This window comes from Candidatus Flexifilum breve, from assembly GCF_016713355.1.
In genome coordinates, this window is sequence record NZ_JADJPI010000018.1 from 102,203 (window position 1) to 116,784 (window position 14,582).

The window sequence follows — 14,582 nt, forward strand, 5'->3', positions numbered from 1 at the left end:
GTTTCTCCCCTAGCTTTCCACTTGCTCGGGAACGCCTTCTTCATAGCGGCTCGGGCACTTGAGGAGCAGTTCGGTGGCATAGAACACGCCGTCGGCGCCCACCACACCCGTCATAATCGCCTGCGCTTCATGCTGGAGCAGATCCGGCTTGACTTCGCCTTCCATATGCACCGTCAAGCGCGTCGCCGCCGTATCCGACACCGCCTGATGCAGCGTCAGCGCGAGATCTGTTGTCTCCGTGGGGATATTGGCGATCGTGAAGTCGAGCACGAGGTTCTCGCCGTCATACGCAATCGTGTTGCCATCGACAGCGCCGGAAATCCGCACCGTTTTCCCCACCAAATCAGGATTATTCACCAACTCATCAACGGTCATAAAATACTGCGCGCCGTTCATGGTGCCAGAAATGACCAGGTAGACCACTGCGACGAGCAGCAGCACGGCTCCGATCATAAATTTCCAGCGCTCACTCCCCTTGGTGGGCAGCGTCACGGACGAAGCGGCGGGCTTTTCCCAACTGATTTCAGCCACGTTTCACCTCTATAGAATTTTTGGGCAGATTTGTATGTACCTAGCTTACCTTTTTCGTCGCAGAAAACTGAGGACAGAACACATTGTTACGGGGTGACGGGTATCACCCGTCATAAAACGAAAACCAACGCAGAATAAAGAAAGAGGAGTAAGTCCATGCAACTGAACAGTCTGCGTTTGAAGCTGATAGCAGCTTTCCTGCTGCTGGCGCTGATACCGCTCACCGCAACCGGGATCTACGGGCATTTTTTCACGAGTAATGCCCTGTCCGGTCAGGCGTTGGAACGATCGATCAATCAGGTGCGCCTACAGGCGGAAAGCATCGACAGTGCGCTCAGTCAGGTGAAGGGCGACGCGCTGTATTTGAGCGCGCTCCGCAGCCTGAACATGCTGCGCCAGCAAAACCGCCCGGAAGCGATTGAACTGTGGACGCATGAAGTCGGGCAGGATTTGCTGGTGCTAGCATCAGTGCGTCCCATGTACTACGCCATTCGTTTGATCGGCACTGATGGCAACGAGCGCATCGGCGTCCGCGCCGACAATGACCGCGTGCGCACCATCACCGACTTACAGAACCGGAGCGGCGTCCCGTACTTTGACGAAACCATGAAGTTAGCGGCAGACGGCGTGTACGTCTCACCGTTCCAGACGCAGGACACGTCGGGCGCACCCTACATTCATTATGCGATTCGCCTGCCCGATGGCGTACTCGTGATCGACCTGCACGCGGGCTGGATGCTGCGCTCGCTCCCCGATGATCCCGGCGCGGACACATGGGCCATGGTCGATCAAGCAGGGCGTTTCCTCGTCTATCAAAGCGATGTCGAGCCGCAGAGCCTCTACTCTGACATTCCAAATCTGCTCACCGGCGAACGCGGCACGCTCGAAACCACGGACAGCGTCTACATCTATGATACGGTGACGCCCGCCGATAACACGTTCTGGGTGATCTTCCGGCACACGCCGACCAGCATCCTCTATGAATCGGTCGATCACTTCTACCATATCGCTCTCTTTCTGGAGGCCATCGCCGTCACCGTCGCGATTGCACTGGCGATCATCATGAGCCGCGTGTTCGTTGAGCCGATCAAGCGCCTGCAAGAGATGACCTTCACCTTTGGGCGCGAGGGTCGAGCGCCGGAACTGCCAGACAACCCGCCCCACGACGAGATCGGGGAACTCACGCGCAGCTTCATTCATATGGCGGTTGAGCTGCAGAACAAGCGTATGATCGAGCACAAGCTAATCGAACGGCTGATCCGCGCGCAGGAAGAAGAGCGCAAGCTGCTCGCCTACGACCTGCACGACGGGCTGATTCAGCAGATGGTCGGCGCGCGCTTCTACCTGACGAGCTGCCGCGAAATCTGCCCGCACACCGCCATCGATGCGAAAACCGGGCTGGTGCGCGGCTGCGACGCGCTGAGCGAGGCGATCGTCGAAGGGCGGCGCATCATCGAAGGCTGCGCCCGGCCACGCTCGACGATCTCGGCTTCACTGCCGCTATTCAGGAAATCGCCCAGCAGACCGCCCGCGCCGCCGGGTGGGAACTCACGCTTGACCTCTCGCCGCTGCCCGCCGAACCAGAGAAGACCGTCGCAGTGACCCTCTTCCGCATTGCGCAGGAAGCGCTCAATAACGCGCGCAAGCATGCGAAGGCGCGGCACGTCCGCGTGACTCTGCACAACGGCGATGGCATCACGCTGGAAATCGCCGACGATGGTCTCGGCTTCAACCCGAAAGCGCTGGTGGGCGAAGGCCGCGGTTTAGGCATCACCACCATGCACGAACGCGCCAGCCTGCTGAATGGCCGCTGTGACCTGCACAGTCAACCGGGGTCGGGCACGCGCGTCCATATTTTCGTCCCGTGTGACCCGCACCATACCCCTGAGCCAGTAGAAAAGGAAAGTGTATGACGACGCCCACCGGTGAAAAGACCATTCGCGCGGCTATCGTCGACGATCACGGCATCGTGCGGCAGGGTTTGCGGGCGCTGCTCACCCGCCCCGGCATCGAAGTCGTCGGCGAGGCGGAGAGCGGCAATGCCGCCATTCAGCTCGCGGAAACGCTGCATCCCGATGTGATGCTGCTCGACATTCGCATGAAAGATGGGGACGGCTTACAGAGCCTGCCCAATATCAAAGCCGTATCGCCGCAAACCAGCGTCATCATCCTGACGACCTACGCCAACCCGGCCTACCTCGCGCGAGCGATCAGCGGAGGGGCGGCGGGCTACCTATCAAAGGAAACCGACCCGGATCAGATTGTGCGGGCGGTGCGCGCGGCGGCGGCGGGCGACGACCTGATCGACCGGACGCTGCTGCTGGCAGCGCTCTCCCACGCGACGTCCGATTCCACGCCGCCGCCAACCGATCTCGACGGCTCGGATGTGACGATTGAGCCGCTCTCTGAACGCGAATCCGACGTGCTGCGCCTGATGGTGCAAGGCTTCTCCAACAGCGTGATCGCGGAGACGCTCACCATCAGCCTGCCGACCGTCAAAACGCATGTGCAGCATATTTTGCAGAAGCTCCACGTGTCAGATCGCACACAGGCGGCCCTGCTCGCCATGCGCCTGAAGCTGGTGGAGTAAACACCTCACCCCTGCCCCTCTCCGAACGGAGAGGGGTTTATAGCAACTCTTTGTCTTCCCCCTCTCCCACGGGAGAGGGGAGTGAGGGGTGAGGCTGGAGCATAACCGATTTTCGAACGGAAGCCTTGTGAACATTAACGGAAATCATACTGGGGAACGATCCCGGTTCATCCCCGTGAACGATTACAAACGGGTAGCGTGGGGGGACAATGAGTAGTGTCCGTAACATCTCGGAGTGGGGGCGCATGAAGCGCGTACAATATGGTCTCTCCCTTGTCGGTGGCATGGTCGCCCTGGTGGGCGCGGTGCTGCTGTCCGCGGTGTCCATCCCCCGGTTTCTCCACGAACTTCCCTCTGAGCAACCCGAGGCCGTCTATGCGGCCACTGATGGCTGTTACACCTGTCACATTGACGCCGACAGCCTGTGGTCCGATGACCTCACCCCCCGTGTGATCGAAGACGCGGTGATCAACCCTCACGCCGCCACCATTACGGACGCGCTCCCCATCGGTGAAGATGGCGATTCTCTCGCCTATCGCGTCGCCGGTGTCGAGATTTCCATGTCGCCAAACTATCGTTTCGGCACGTACCAAGGCAGTCTTCCATGAACAGACTTAAACTACTTACCCTGACAGGCATCATCCTGCTCGTCGCCGGGTTCAGCCTGCTGGCCATCAACAGCCAACCGGCCACCGCGCAAGACGAACCGCCTGATTACGTTGGTTCCAGCGAATGCTCCGATTGTCACCGGGACCTCGTGCGCGTGCATGATGATACGGCGCACGCGCGCACGCTCTCTGATGATGAAGACGCGATCCTCGCCAGCTTTGACGCGGGCGACGACGTGCGCACCGTACAATTCCCCGGTGAAGATGCCGCTCGTCCGTTCACGGCGGATGATGTGGCCTTTGTCGTCGGCACCGGCAAATATGTGCAGCGCTACCTCTACGAAGTCGACCGCAACGAGTACCGCGTGCTCCCGGCGGAATGGGATGTAGCCGCGGGCGCGTGGCGCGCGCTCACGCTCGCTGACTCGTGGGAAGACCCCGCGTACGACTGGGAACAGAGCTGCGCCTACTGCCATGTGACGGGCTATAACTTCGAACGTGACCGCTGGGAAGATGACGGCGTGTACTGCGAAGCCTGCCACGGCGGCGGCGAAAATCATGTTGAGGAAGCGCGCGACGCCGGGCGCAACCCGTCTGACGAAGAACTGACGACGATCCGCGCGGCGATTCAGCCCGGCACGGACTCGCAGGTGTGCGGTCAGTGCCACAGCCGCGGAACCAGCGCCGATGGTCGCCCGTACCCGGTCGGCTACTATCCCGGCGCAACCCTCACCGACACGTTCACGCTCGTCACCCTCACGCAAACCGACCACTGGTGGGCGTCCGGTCACGCGCGGCAGATGAACATGCAGTACAACGAGTGGGTCGGCTCGGCGCACGCGCAGAACGAAACCGACTGCACCGACTGCCACAACCCGCACACCGAAGAAACCTTCCCGGATCAACTAGTGATGGATGGCTACGCGCTGTGCACAAGCTGCCACAACCAGAGCCCGGCGCAAGGTGACCCCGACCCGGTGCGAGAGATGTGGGAAGGCCTGCCCGTCATCGATCAAGTTGTGGCGGAACCGGGCATCCACTACCTCGCCGAAGATGGTCCCACCTGCGCGACCTGCCACACGGTCACGGTGCCTGTTGATGGCGGTGGCGACCGCGTCAGCCATGCGCTCCAGCCGATCACGCCCGCCGTCGCGCTGACCGAGGCCGCGCTGCAGGATAGCTGCACAGGCTGTCACACTGAAGTCAGTTCGCCCGCGCTCATGCAGGAACTGATCGACGACATTCAAAATAACACGCACACGCGCATCGACACGGCACGCGCCGCTATCACCGACACGACTCCGGCGTGGGTGATCACCGCGCTCGATTTCGTGGAACGCGACGGCAGCTACGGCATCCATAACTATGCCTACTCTGACGCGCTCCTCGATGCGGTCTACGAAGCCCTGAACTTGTACGCGGCGCAGTAACGGAGAACTTGCCATGTCTGCTACCAAACGCTCGTGGATTATCGCCCTCGTCGGCATCGGCCTCACACTGATCGCCGCCGGGTTGTCGCCGCTCCTGATCGCGCAAGCCCAGGAAGCGACCCCGGAGCCGACGCCCGATGCGACGCCCATAATCACCGAGATTTATGATCTGGAACCGATATCCGAAATAACCGGCAACAACAGTTACTGCCTCGTGTGTCACAGCCAGCCGTGGCAAACGGTCACGCTCGGCGACGGCACAATCCAGAACCTGTATGTCGACCCGAACACCGTCCATGACTCGGTGCACGGCGCGGGTAACCCGCAGGGGGAACTCGGCTGCACCGACTGCCACGGTCAGGAAGCCTTCCCGCACAACAACCCATCGCCCGCCGACAGCCGCGAATACGCCATTTACGCCGTGTCGCTGTGCGGCCGCTGCCACGCCGACAAAGTCGCTGAACTGGAAAACGGTCTGCACGAACGCGCGATTCTCTCTGGCAATACGGAAGCCGCCGTGTGCACCGACTGTCACGGTTCGCACGCCGTGCAGCCCGTCGTCGAACAACCGGAATTGATCGCTGGGGTGTGCGGCGACTGCCACGATAACACGCTCGACGAATGGCGCGTAAGCGCACACAATGAAATCGGCCCGCTCGGCTGCGCGACCTGTCACTCACCGCACAGCCAACAGCTCCGCGCTGGCAATGACAGCAATGAGTTGTGCACCAACTGCCACGACAACGTCGAAGATCGCTTCATTCACGGCGTGCACTGGGGTGAAGACGCGGCGGATCCTGTCGCCTGCGTGGACTGTCACATGTACACGGGCGAACCCGACGGCAGCGCGGTCTTGATTTCCGATACCGTCTCCGTGTTCGACCTGCAAACGGGTCACACCATGAAGATGAGCGCGACCCCCTGTACCACCTGTCACGAAGACATGGTCGCCAGCGGGGAATGGGCGCAGCTCATGGCGGATCGCACGGTGGTGGTCGAAATGGCGCCAACCAACGAACCCGGCGCAGTCGCCAGTGAAAACGAGCTGGAAGCTGCCGTCGAAGAAAGCGCGCAAACGAGCTATGTTCCGCTGCTGCAAGGCTTGATCCTCGGCCTCGGCTTTGGCGTGACCTTTGCCGCTGTGTTCATCGCGCGGGGCAACCGTGCGGCTCAATCGTCCAAGCCGGATAAGTCCGAATAAGGATGGCGCGTATGTCTCAAACGCCAACACCTCCGCGTGAGGAAAAAGCGGCCAAGCTGAATATCCTTTCGCGCCGCGAATTCATGACCTTGCTGATCGGCGGCGGCGCGAGCCTCGTGCTCGCGGCGACGCTCGCCGAACCGCTCGACACTTTCGCGCGCGACATATTGCAGAACCGCGCGACCGCGCCCCACGGCGGCGACTCAAATTATCATTGGGGCATGGTGATCGACCTGAGCAAATGCATCGGCTGCGATTACTGTGTCTGGGCGTGCCAAGCGACCAACGACACAGCCGACGACATGCGCTGGAACATCCACATTGTCGATCAGACGCCGCTCGGCGACACCTTCCACGTCACCCGCCCGTGCCTGCACTGCCAGCACGCGCCCTGCGTCGAAGTGTGCCCGGTCGGCGCGACCTACCACCGCCACGACGGCCTCGTCGCGATGGACTACGCCAAGTGCATCGGCTGCCGCTACTGCCAGACGGCGTGTCCCTACGGCGCGCGCCAGTTCAACTGGTTTGAGCGCACCGATGTCAACACCAAAACGCCGGAATGGGGCGAACCGGAAGTCACCCGCCGCCCGCGCGGCGTGGTCGAGAAATGCACGTTCTGCGTGCATCGCATCGACGCCGGGCTGGCCAACGGCCTGATGCCCGGTGTGGACGAAGCGGCAACGCCCGCATGCGTGAACATCTGCCCGGTGAATGCGCGCCATTTCGGCAACTTGAATGACCCGGAGAGCGCAGTCTCACGGATCATCGCCTCCCAGCCAACGCTGCGCCTGCGCGAAGACCTCGGCACCGATCCCAGCGTTTACTATATTCCGCCGGAAGGATTAGTCTAATGGCTACAGTCACACATCCGGTTGAGGTCGCGCCGATCCCCGTCCCGCCGAAGCAGAAAGGCTTCTCGCCGCTGTTTCTGGGTTGGATGGTCTTCCTCGTGGTCATGCTGGCGGTCGGTTTGTACAGCGGCTTGCAGGTGCTGATCAACGGCCTCGGCGTGTCCAATCTCTCTGACGAACTGCCGTGGGGCTTGTGGATCACCGTCGACCTGTCGTCGATTGGGTTGGGGGCAGGTGCGTTCACCCTGTCGGCAGCGGTCTATCTCCTCGGTCTGCGCCGCTATGAAGCGATTGCGCGCGCCGCCGTGCTCGTCGGCTTGCTCGGCTACTCATCGGCGATGATCGCGCTGTTCATCGACATCGGGCGCTTTGACCGCTTCTATCACCCGATCATCTACTGGAACGTCCACTCGGTGTTGTGGGAAATCACGATGTGCGTGATCCTCTACTCCACCGTGCTCGTCACCGAGCTCGTGCCCATCATCGTCGAAAGCACGCCGCTCAAGAAGTTCAAGGTGCTCAACTGGCTGGCGCATGTGCTGCATCGCATCATGCCCGTGGCGGCGACGCTCGGCATGGGCTTGTCGCTGCTGCATCAGTCATCGCTCGGCGCGACCTACGGCATCCTGACGGCGCGTCCGTTCTGGTATTCGCCGTCCGCGCCGGTGCTGTTCATCCTCTCGGCGATTGCGGCGGGCGTTTCGCTCACCATTCTGGTGACGATCCTCTCTGGCAAGCTGATGCGGCGTGAACAAGTCCCGAACGACATCCTCGAAAACGTGGCCAAGTTCGCGGGCATCATGTGCCTCGCCTACCTGTACCTCAAATTGTGGAGCTGGGCGGCGACCAACTACTACAGCTACGTGCCCGAGCAGCAGCTCGGCGTGGAAATCCTCGCGCAGAACACGCCCTACAACTTCACGTTCTGGTTCGGCGAAGTCTTGTTCGGCGCGCTCGTTCCGGCGATGTTCTTCCTGTGGGGTCGCCTACGCCGCAACCGCTACGCGCTGATTATCGCCGCGCTGATGGTGATCGCCGGGTTGGTGATCAACCGCTGGAACATGACGCTCTCCGGTTTCGTCATTCCGCTCGACTGGTCGCCCGGCGTGAGTCAGGTGTTCCCAATTAACCAGTACCAACCCGCGCTCGTCGAATGGGGCGTGGCGATTGGCATCGTCGGCTACGCGTGGACGGCGTTCACGCTCGGCGTGCGCTTCCTCCGCCTCTACCCGGATGCCCGTGATCTGAAATCGGGTGAAAAAGTCTTCCCATCCGAAGAACACGTTCACTGAGCAGCCTTGAAGTACCAAAATGAGGACGAGCCCAAGCTCGTCCTTTTTGTTTCCGGTGCGCAAGGAATTTCCTTTCCAGAGATGTGAGCAACATATCGTAATCTTTTTTGTAATCCTATCACCTCGTGTTCATCTGCTTCTCATGGCTGTCCCCTAAGATAGACACATCGTAACACTTGACGGAAGTAGGGAGGACATCATGTCCAACAGTCCAACTTGGGATCAAATCAAGGGTGCGTGGAAACAGATCAGCGGGAAGATTCGCGAAGAATGGGGCGAATTCACCGATGACGAAATCATGGAGATAAACGGCGAGCGCGATCAGCTTGTCGGGAAGATCCAGCAGAAATACGGCATGGCACGCGAAGATGCACAGCGTGAGGTCGACAACTGGTCCCGGCGCGTGCGCTGGTAACCACAAGCACGTGAAACAGACAAAGGGGCGCGGTGTGTGCCCCTTTTTGATTCCCCGGGACAGGTCGCCGACTATCGATTAAGCCGCGTTGGACGCAGCGGCCATTATTGGGGTTCACCGGGATAATTTCTAAGCCAATGACCGTTTGTCAGCCAAAGGCCAAGGCCGGCCAGTAAGTGCGGAGAATGCCGTGAAAACGAGTTACCTGTCGGTCTTGGGCTTTTGCGGACGCGATCAATCGCGTCCCTACACAACCACACTTTTCTCGTAGGGACGCAATTCATTGCGTCCGCTGTCCCCAAAAAGACTCCTTCTACGTAGCGATTGGCCTGCCTTGGCCTGTTTTGTCGGATTTCGGACTCTGGCATAGGTCTTGTCGAATACCTGCATTAACTGATCCTTGTCGTCACTGGTACTTAAGGTGACTTGTCAAGCATTTTTACCTCGGTATCATCAAATAAATGAAGATTGTAAAGGTAGCTTATGAGTCACGCAGCCGAACAGCCCAAGAGCCGCATCGCGAGACTCCGGATTCCCGAAGGTCAATCACTCGTCTGGTGGCTGATCGATTTGCAGCGCCCGTGGCCGCTGCAGGTGCTCGCGGTCGGGTTGTTCGTGGTCTTATTCCACTTCCTGTTCGGCTGGTCGTGGAGTTTGACCGTCGCCATGCTCCTGAGCATGTTCTTGCATGAATGCGGGCATGCGCTGGTCTTCAAACTGGCGAATATTCGCTTTCACCTGCTGTTCCTGTTTCCGCTCGGCGCAGTCGCCGCGCCGATTAACAAAGAGGAAAACGTCCGCTCCGACCAACTGCACTGGGACACCATCGGTTGGCTGCTGCAAGCCGGGCCAGCCGTCAACGTGCTGCTGATGCTGTTCGGCGTAGCTGCGCAGGCCCTGCCCGCCGCGCCGGAAGTGAAGGTCTTTGCGCGCGATCTCGTTTACGTGAACGGTCTGCTCGCCAGCATGAACCTCATTCCGCTGTGGACACTCGACGCCGGGCAGCTCTTCAACGTGATCTATAACTCACTGGAAGAACACGAAGATAAGTTCGTGACCGGGTCGCTGCTGCTCGGCGTACTGCTGGTGCTGCTGTTCGTGCTGCGCATCCCCGGCATGCTCTCGTGGGCGATGGTGTTCTCAAACACCATCATTCATTTTGGCTGGGTCGCGTTCTTGCTGGTGTTCGCCGTGGGCATCCTCAACAAGCAGGCGCACGACAAGCCGGAAAACGCGCAATCGAAGCAGGCGATGAGCAATCGGCAGGTACTGATCCATCTCGTCATCTATTTCGCGCTGGTCACGCTCACGCTGTGGGTTGCAGCGGGGGCGCTGGTGTAACTAAGCCAGCAATTGACACGCATTCAGCCGTTTCGTAAGCTTGTAGACTAATTTCAACCAGTGAGACTAGTCTGCATGCCATCAACTTATACCAATCCCGTGTATCCGCACTACATGGCCGATCCGTTTGTGCTGCGCCACGACGGACACTATTACGCGTACGGCACGGCTGCTCCCAGCGCCGACGGCTGGCAGTTCCCCGTGCTGCACTCGCCCGATCTCGTGCATTGGGAAGCGGCGGGCTACGCACTGCCCCCCATCCCCGGCGCGGATCAGTATTGGGCGCCGGAAGTCGCCTTCCACGACGGACGCTTCTATCTGTACTTCTCTGCGCGTGGCCTTGACGACCGCGACCACCAACTACGCGTTGCGGTCAGCGACCAACCGACCGGCCCATTCCTTGATCGCGGCGTTGTGCTCACACCGGACGACCCGTTCACCATCGACCCGCATCCCTTCCGCGATAGCGACGGCCAATGGTATCTGTTCTATGCGCGCGACTTCCTCACGCTGGATGGCGAGTACCGCGTCGGCACGGGCATCGTCGTCGACAAGCTGATCGACATGGAGACGCTGGCCGGCGATCCGCAGGTCGTGGTGCGGCCGCACGCCGATTGGCATCTGTTCCAGTCCGAACGCAGCATGTACGGCGCGGTCTACGAGTGGCACACCATCGAAGGCGCGGCGGTCCGGCGGCACAATGGGCGCTACTACTGCTTTTACAGCGGCGGCGCGTGGGAACGTGAGAACTACGGCGTAGCGTACGTCGTCGCGGATCACCCCCTCGGCCCGTATCACCGCCCGCCGGAGGCGGCAACCCCGCTCCTGAAGTCCGTCCCCGGTCAGGTGATCGGCCCCGGTCACAACTCGTTCACCACCGCGCCGGATGGGCAGGAGATCGTCGTCTATCACGGCTGGGATGTCGAGCGCACCGCCCGCCTCATGCGCATCGACCGCCTGACATGGGACGGCGACACCCCCGTACTGCACGCGCCGACCTTCACGCCGCAGCCGATCCCGTGGCTGAAATAGAAATACATAATCACATGTGCATATCTCAAGGCGCAGCAAAAAAGCAATCGCAGTAAACTAACTTGGTATTTGGCGGGCGCAGTCTCCTGCGCCCTTTTTTGGAGAATCTGATGCTGCCCAATGAATGCCCGCTCGAACTATGGGCTTTCCTCGAAAATTCTGACTTTCAGCGCATGAAAAATGGCGAATTGTATCGTCAGGATGAGGTCAAACTCATCCGCCATGACGAGTTTTTGGAAACGGATTACCAGCTGCTGGTTGATCTCGGCATGGTCGGCGTGCGCGACGCGGCGCGCTGGTATGTGACGCACCCTGCCCCACACACCTTCGACTGGACGTGGTTGGATCGCGTGGTGGCGGTCGCGGAGAAATCGCATCTCACACTCTATCTCGACCTTTGGCACTACGGCTATCCCGACTGGCTCGACCTCATGAGCCCGGAAGCGCCCGCCCACTTTGCCGAATTCGCCCGCGCGATTGCGCTGCGCTATCCGCAGCTCTCACACTGGTGCATCGCCAACGAGCCGAGTCTGATGGTCGAAATGGCGGGGCGCCTCGGCAAATGGCGACCATTCCTGCGCCGGAAAGAGAACGCGACGCGCCTGCGCCGCCAGATCTGCCGCCTAATCATTGAAGCGTCAAAAGCCGTACTGGAAGTCAAACCGGATGCGCTGCTCATCATCCCCGAACCGTGGCATGCGACGCTCAAGCGCTCCGAAGACTATCAGGCCGCGGTCATCGACACGGTGATCGGTCGGCGCGACCCCGAACTCGGCGGCGATCCCCGCTACGTCAGCGTCATCGGCCTGAACCACTACCGCGACTCGACGCTCCCGCCGTTCCATCAACTGGCGCTGAATGCGCGCAAACGCTATCCGGAATTCCCGATCTGGTTTACGGAAACGTCCGGGCCGCCGCGCGGCTGGCAGCAAGCCGAGTGGTTCTGGTGGATGCTGGCGGAGACGCGGCTCGCCAATGCGGGTGGCGCAAACATCCCCGTGTTCACGTGGGCGCCGACGATTTCGATGTATGACTGGGTGGACGAGACCAAGCACCTCGCCAATGGCTTGTGGGTGATCGGCAAGAACGGCGAACGCAAGCCCAACGGTCACGTGCTCGACGCGATCAAGCTGGCGCGGAAGTCCGGCTACATCCGCTGAATTTTAAGCATCGCCGGATGGGGGTGGGGGGGGGGGGGAGTGGGGCGAGGTGCGTCTTGACGGTCGCCTCGCTGATGTGCAGGCGCTTGGCGATGCCGGCGTTCGTTTCGCCCTTGCCGGCATGGGCCAGCACTTCAATCTCGCGCTCCGTCAGAGCATCGTCGCCCCCGGCGAACAAGCGACCGGAGATGCTCATACTCAGCACAGGCTTACCCTCAGCCGCCAGAACGACCGCCCGGTAGAGTTCTTCGCGCGGCGAGTCTTTGAGCAGATAGCCGAGCGCGCCCGCATCCAGCGCCCGCCGGATATCCTGATCACTGTCATAGGTGGTCAATATCAGAATTCGAGCTTGCGGTTGCGCATCGAGGATCTTTTGCATGGCGCTCACGCCGTCCAGCACGGGCATACGCAAATCCAACAAAATGACATCGGGCAGCAGTTCGGCGGCCAGTTTGACCGCCAATTGACCATCCTCCGCTTCGCCGACAATCACAAAGCGCTCATCGCCGCCAAAGATGCCGCGCATGCCTACCCGCACCACCGGGTGATCATCCACGATCAACAAGCGAATCGCCATGCCCATCACTTTCCGTTGAGAGGTAATTCCACGACCAGCGTCGTCCCGTCGTGGGGTGAGCTTTCGATGGAAAGTGTACCGCCTAACGTCTCGATCCGCTCCCGCATGTTGATCAACCCATAGCCAACCACGTTGAGCGGCAGCGTTAACCCTTGGCCATCATCATTAATGTCCAGCAGAACAGCGTTGGGCACGTAGGAGAGTGTGATCGTCACGAAGTGCGCGTGCGCATGTTTGCCAACGTTGGCCAGCGCCTCCTGAGTGACGCGCAGCAGCGCCAGTTCATGCGCGGGTGACAGAAGCTGCGGCGAACCGGTGATCACCACCTCGGCGGAAACACCGTGCATGTGTGCCCAGCTAGGACCTGACGCCTCCTCGAACTTGCGGCCTTCTAAAGCGGGCGGACGCAGTTCCCAGATGAAGTGCCGCACTTCGCGCAGGTTTTCGCGCGCCATGCGCTTTGCACCGTCGCTGTAGCGCTGAGCCGCCGCATCATCGGCGGCGGCATCCGCCGCTTCCAGATGTGTCACAATGCCGATCAACCCCTGCGCGATCGTATCGTGCAGTTCACCTGCCAACCGCCGTTCATGCGCGATCCCCGCCTGCCGCTCCATGGCGGCAATAGTCGTCTGCGCCTCCTTCAATTGCTCAATCAGCGTTTGGCGCTCCTGACTCTGGCGAATGATGGCTGTAATGTAATAGCCCAACAGCGCGCCGCCCGCCCATGCCACCGACATAATCAGCATCCACGTCGCCGTGAGGTCGGCATTAATGCGCTGGAGCTGCAGCAGCACCAGCGTATTGAGCATCAGCGCCAGCCCGACGGCTAACCGCAGTCCGGTAAGGATGAACACATGGGGGAAGAGGCCGCTCAACACCAGCATAAAAGCGGGGTTGTAGCCCGCCAACGCGTACCAGATCGCCCAACCCACGGCGAAAAACGCCACCCACCCGAGCGGTGGCAGCGTGGACAGGCGCAGCGACACCGCGTACCACGCCATCAGCAGCCCAGTGAGCAGAATCGGCAGGATCGGGTCGTTGGTCGAACTGGGATCGAGGACGACCAGTCCCAGCGCTAAGGTGCACAGGCTGAAAAACACCACATGCCATACACCTGACCAGCGCACCCACGCATCTTTGAGCGTCTTGCCGTCCATGATCTGCTGTCTCCGCTCGTAACTGCGATAATTTTACCGCTTCTGCTGCGGATCCGGCTTCTTAGGTGACAAAATGGCGTACAGGGCCACACCCATCGAGATCACGACATAGGCAAAGGTGCGCACATCGCCTTGCAGGAAGAAGGTTGTCGCCAGCATCAGAATCACCGCGACAAACGCCACAATCACCCACCGCTGACTCGCCGTCAAGTTCTGCGATTTTCACCCTTAAGCTCCATGTATCCGGTAGCTTCAAGGCTAGATCACCTCAGCGTGGGCAGCATCCCCCATGAAGGATCCTCAGGTCATCCGTTCGAGGGATGCGGTTATAGCAGCACAGCAACATCTGTGTTAAGAACCGGCAGATACCTTATGCGCACGTCCACGTCCAGCTTGA

General features: G+C 60.4%; 16 protein-coding genes. 12 read left to right on the forward strand and 4 right to left on the reverse strand.

Annotated features, from left to right (window positions below):
* Positions 1–9: 9 nt before the first annotated feature.
* Positions 10–531, reverse strand: coding sequence for a cytochrome c maturation protein CcmE (locus IPK17_RS16725; RefSeq protein ID WP_343418830.1), 522 nt, complete (start codon positions 529–531; stop codon positions 10–12).
* Between the two features lie 156 nt (positions 532–687).
* Here IPK17_RS16725 and IPK17_RS16730 point away from each other — a divergent pair, with 156 nt between their 5' ends.
* From IPK17_RS16730 to IPK17_RS16785, 12 genes are all read left to right on the forward strand, one after another.
* On the forward strand, positions 688–2,133 hold the full coding sequence (locus IPK17_RS16730) for a histidine kinase (protein WP_343418831.1): 1,446 nt from the start codon (positions 688–690) through the stop codon (positions 2,131–2,133).
* Positions 2,130–2,444 carry a sensor histidine kinase gene (locus IPK17_RS16735; RefSeq protein WP_343418832.1) on the forward strand — a complete coding sequence of 105 codons (315 nt, stop codon included), beginning with the start codon at positions 2,130–2,132 and terminating at the stop codon, positions 2,442–2,444. Before IPK17_RS16730 ends, IPK17_RS16735 begins: the two co-directional genes overlap by 4 nt.
* Positions 2,441–3,121: a response regulator gene (locus IPK17_RS16740; RefSeq protein ID WP_343418833.1), complete on the forward strand. Its 681-nt coding sequence runs from the start codon at positions 2,441–2,443 to the stop codon at positions 3,119–3,121. Before IPK17_RS16735 ends, IPK17_RS16740 begins: the two co-directional genes overlap by 4 nt.
* A gap of 209 nt (positions 3,122–3,330) precedes the next feature.
* Entirely contained in the window at positions 3,331–3,729 is a 399-nt protein-coding gene (locus IPK17_RS16745) for a hypothetical protein (RefSeq protein WP_343418834.1), read from the forward strand.
* On the forward strand, positions 3,726–5,159 hold the full coding sequence (locus tag IPK17_RS16750; protein WP_343418835.1) for a cytochrome c3 family protein: 1,434 nt from the start codon (positions 3,726–3,728) through the stop codon (positions 5,157–5,159). Before IPK17_RS16745 ends, IPK17_RS16750 begins: the two co-directional genes overlap by 4 nt.
* Before the next feature lie 13 nt (positions 5,160–5,172).
* Positions 5,173–6,360, forward strand: a complete 1,188-nt coding sequence (locus tag IPK17_RS16755; RefSeq protein WP_343418836.1) for a cytochrome c3 family protein — start codon at positions 5,173–5,175, stop codon at positions 6,358–6,360.
* 11 nt (positions 6,361–6,371) lie between these two features.
* Positions 6,372–7,211, forward strand: coding sequence for a sulfate reduction electron transfer complex DsrMKJOP subunit DsrO (gene dsrO, locus IPK17_RS16760; protein WP_343418837.1), 840 nt, complete (start codon positions 6,372–6,374; stop codon positions 7,209–7,211).
* A complete protein-coding gene (gene nrfD / locus IPK17_RS16765) occupies positions 7,211–8,503 on the forward strand; it encodes an NrfD/PsrC family molybdoenzyme membrane anchor subunit (protein WP_343418838.1) in 1,293 nt (430 codons plus the stop codon). The genes dsrO and nrfD overlap by 1 nt, the downstream gene beginning before the upstream one ends.
* A 199-nt stretch (positions 8,504–8,702) precedes the next feature.
* Positions 8,703–8,918 carry a CsbD family protein gene (locus IPK17_RS16770; RefSeq protein WP_343418839.1) on the forward strand — a complete coding sequence of 72 codons (216 nt, stop codon included), beginning with the start codon at positions 8,703–8,705 and terminating at the stop codon, positions 8,916–8,918.
* Positions 8,919–9,401: 483 nt separating this feature from the next.
* The gene (locus IPK17_RS16775) at positions 9,402–10,259 is read left to right on the forward strand and encodes a site-2 protease family protein (protein ID WP_343418840.1); all 858 of its coding nucleotides are present in this window, start codon (positions 9,402–9,404) and stop codon (positions 10,257–10,259) included.
* 75 nt (positions 10,260–10,334) lie between these two features.
* Positions 10,335–11,291 (forward strand): glycoside hydrolase family 43 protein, encoded by a 957-nt coding sequence (locus IPK17_RS16780; RefSeq protein ID WP_343418841.1) that lies wholly within the window; start codon positions 10,335–10,337, stop codon positions 11,289–11,291.
* Positions 11,292–11,401: 110 nt separating this feature from the next.
* A complete protein-coding gene (locus tag IPK17_RS16785; RefSeq protein WP_343418842.1) occupies positions 11,402–12,451 on the forward strand; it encodes a beta-galactosidase in 1,050 nt (349 codons plus the stop codon).
* Here the strand turns inward: IPK17_RS16785 and IPK17_RS16790 are convergent.
* Genes IPK17_RS16790 through IPK17_RS16800 form a run of 3 tightly spaced genes read right to left on the reverse strand, consistent with a single transcriptional unit; the run spans position 12,417 to position 14,395 of the window.
* The gene (locus IPK17_RS16790) at positions 12,417–13,028 is read right to left on the reverse strand and encodes a response regulator (RefSeq protein ID WP_343418843.1); all 612 of its coding nucleotides are present in this window, start codon (positions 13,026–13,028) and stop codon (positions 12,417–12,419) included. The two genes, IPK17_RS16785 and IPK17_RS16790, sit on opposite strands and share 35 nt — an antisense overlap.
* Positions 13,029–13,033: 5 nt before the next feature.
* Positions 13,034–14,185, reverse strand: coding sequence for a sensor histidine kinase (locus IPK17_RS16795; RefSeq protein WP_343418844.1), 1,152 nt, complete (start codon positions 14,183–14,185; stop codon positions 13,034–13,036).
* Between the two features lie 33 nt (positions 14,186–14,218).
* Entirely contained in the window at positions 14,219–14,395 is a 177-nt protein-coding gene (locus tag IPK17_RS16800) for a hypothetical protein (protein ID WP_343418845.1), read from the reverse strand.
* Positions 14,396–14,582 lie beyond the last annotated feature (187 nt).

Coding starts and splice junctions, on each gene's coding strand:
- IPK17_RS16740 (WP_343418833.1), top strand. CDS start 2,441: ATGACGACGCCCACCGGTGAAAAGACCATTCGCGCGGCTATCGTCGAC.
- IPK17_RS16795 (WP_343418844.1), bottom strand. CDS start 14,185: ATGGACGGCAAGACGCTCAAAGATGCGTGGGTGCGCTGGTCAGGTGTA.
- IPK17_RS16790 (WP_343418843.1), bottom strand. CDS start 13,028: ATGGCGATTCGCTTGTTGATCGTGGATGATCACCCGGTGGTGCGGGTA.
- IPK17_RS16730 (WP_343418831.1), top strand. CDS start 688: ATGCAACTGAACAGTCTGCGTTTGAAGCTGATAGCAGCTTTCCTGCTG.
- dsrO (WP_343418837.1), top strand. CDS start 6,372: ATGTCTCAAACGCCAACACCTCCGCGTGAGGAAAAAGCGGCCAAGCTG.
- IPK17_RS16785 (WP_343418842.1), top strand. CDS start 11,402: ATGCTGCCCAATGAATGCCCGCTCGAACTATGGGCTTTCCTCGAAAAT.
- nrfD (WP_343418838.1), top strand. CDS start 7,211: ATGGCTACAGTCACACATCCGGTTGAGGTCGCGCCGATCCCCGTCCCG.
- IPK17_RS16745 (WP_343418834.1), top strand. CDS start 3,331: ATGAGTAGTGTCCGTAACATCTCGGAGTGGGGGCGCATGAAGCGCGTA.
- IPK17_RS16775 (WP_343418840.1), top strand. CDS start 9,402: ATGAGTCACGCAGCCGAACAGCCCAAGAGCCGCATCGCGAGACTCCGG.
- IPK17_RS16750 (WP_343418835.1), top strand. CDS start 3,726: ATGAACAGACTTAAACTACTTACCCTGACAGGCATCATCCTGCTCGTC.
- IPK17_RS16770 (WP_343418839.1), top strand. CDS start 8,703: ATGTCCAACAGTCCAACTTGGGATCAAATCAAGGGTGCGTGGAAACAG.
- IPK17_RS16780 (WP_343418841.1), top strand. CDS start 10,335: ATGCCATCAACTTATACCAATCCCGTGTATCCGCACTACATGGCCGAT.
- IPK17_RS16755 (WP_343418836.1), top strand. CDS start 5,173: ATGTCTGCTACCAAACGCTCGTGGATTATCGCCCTCGTCGGCATCGGC.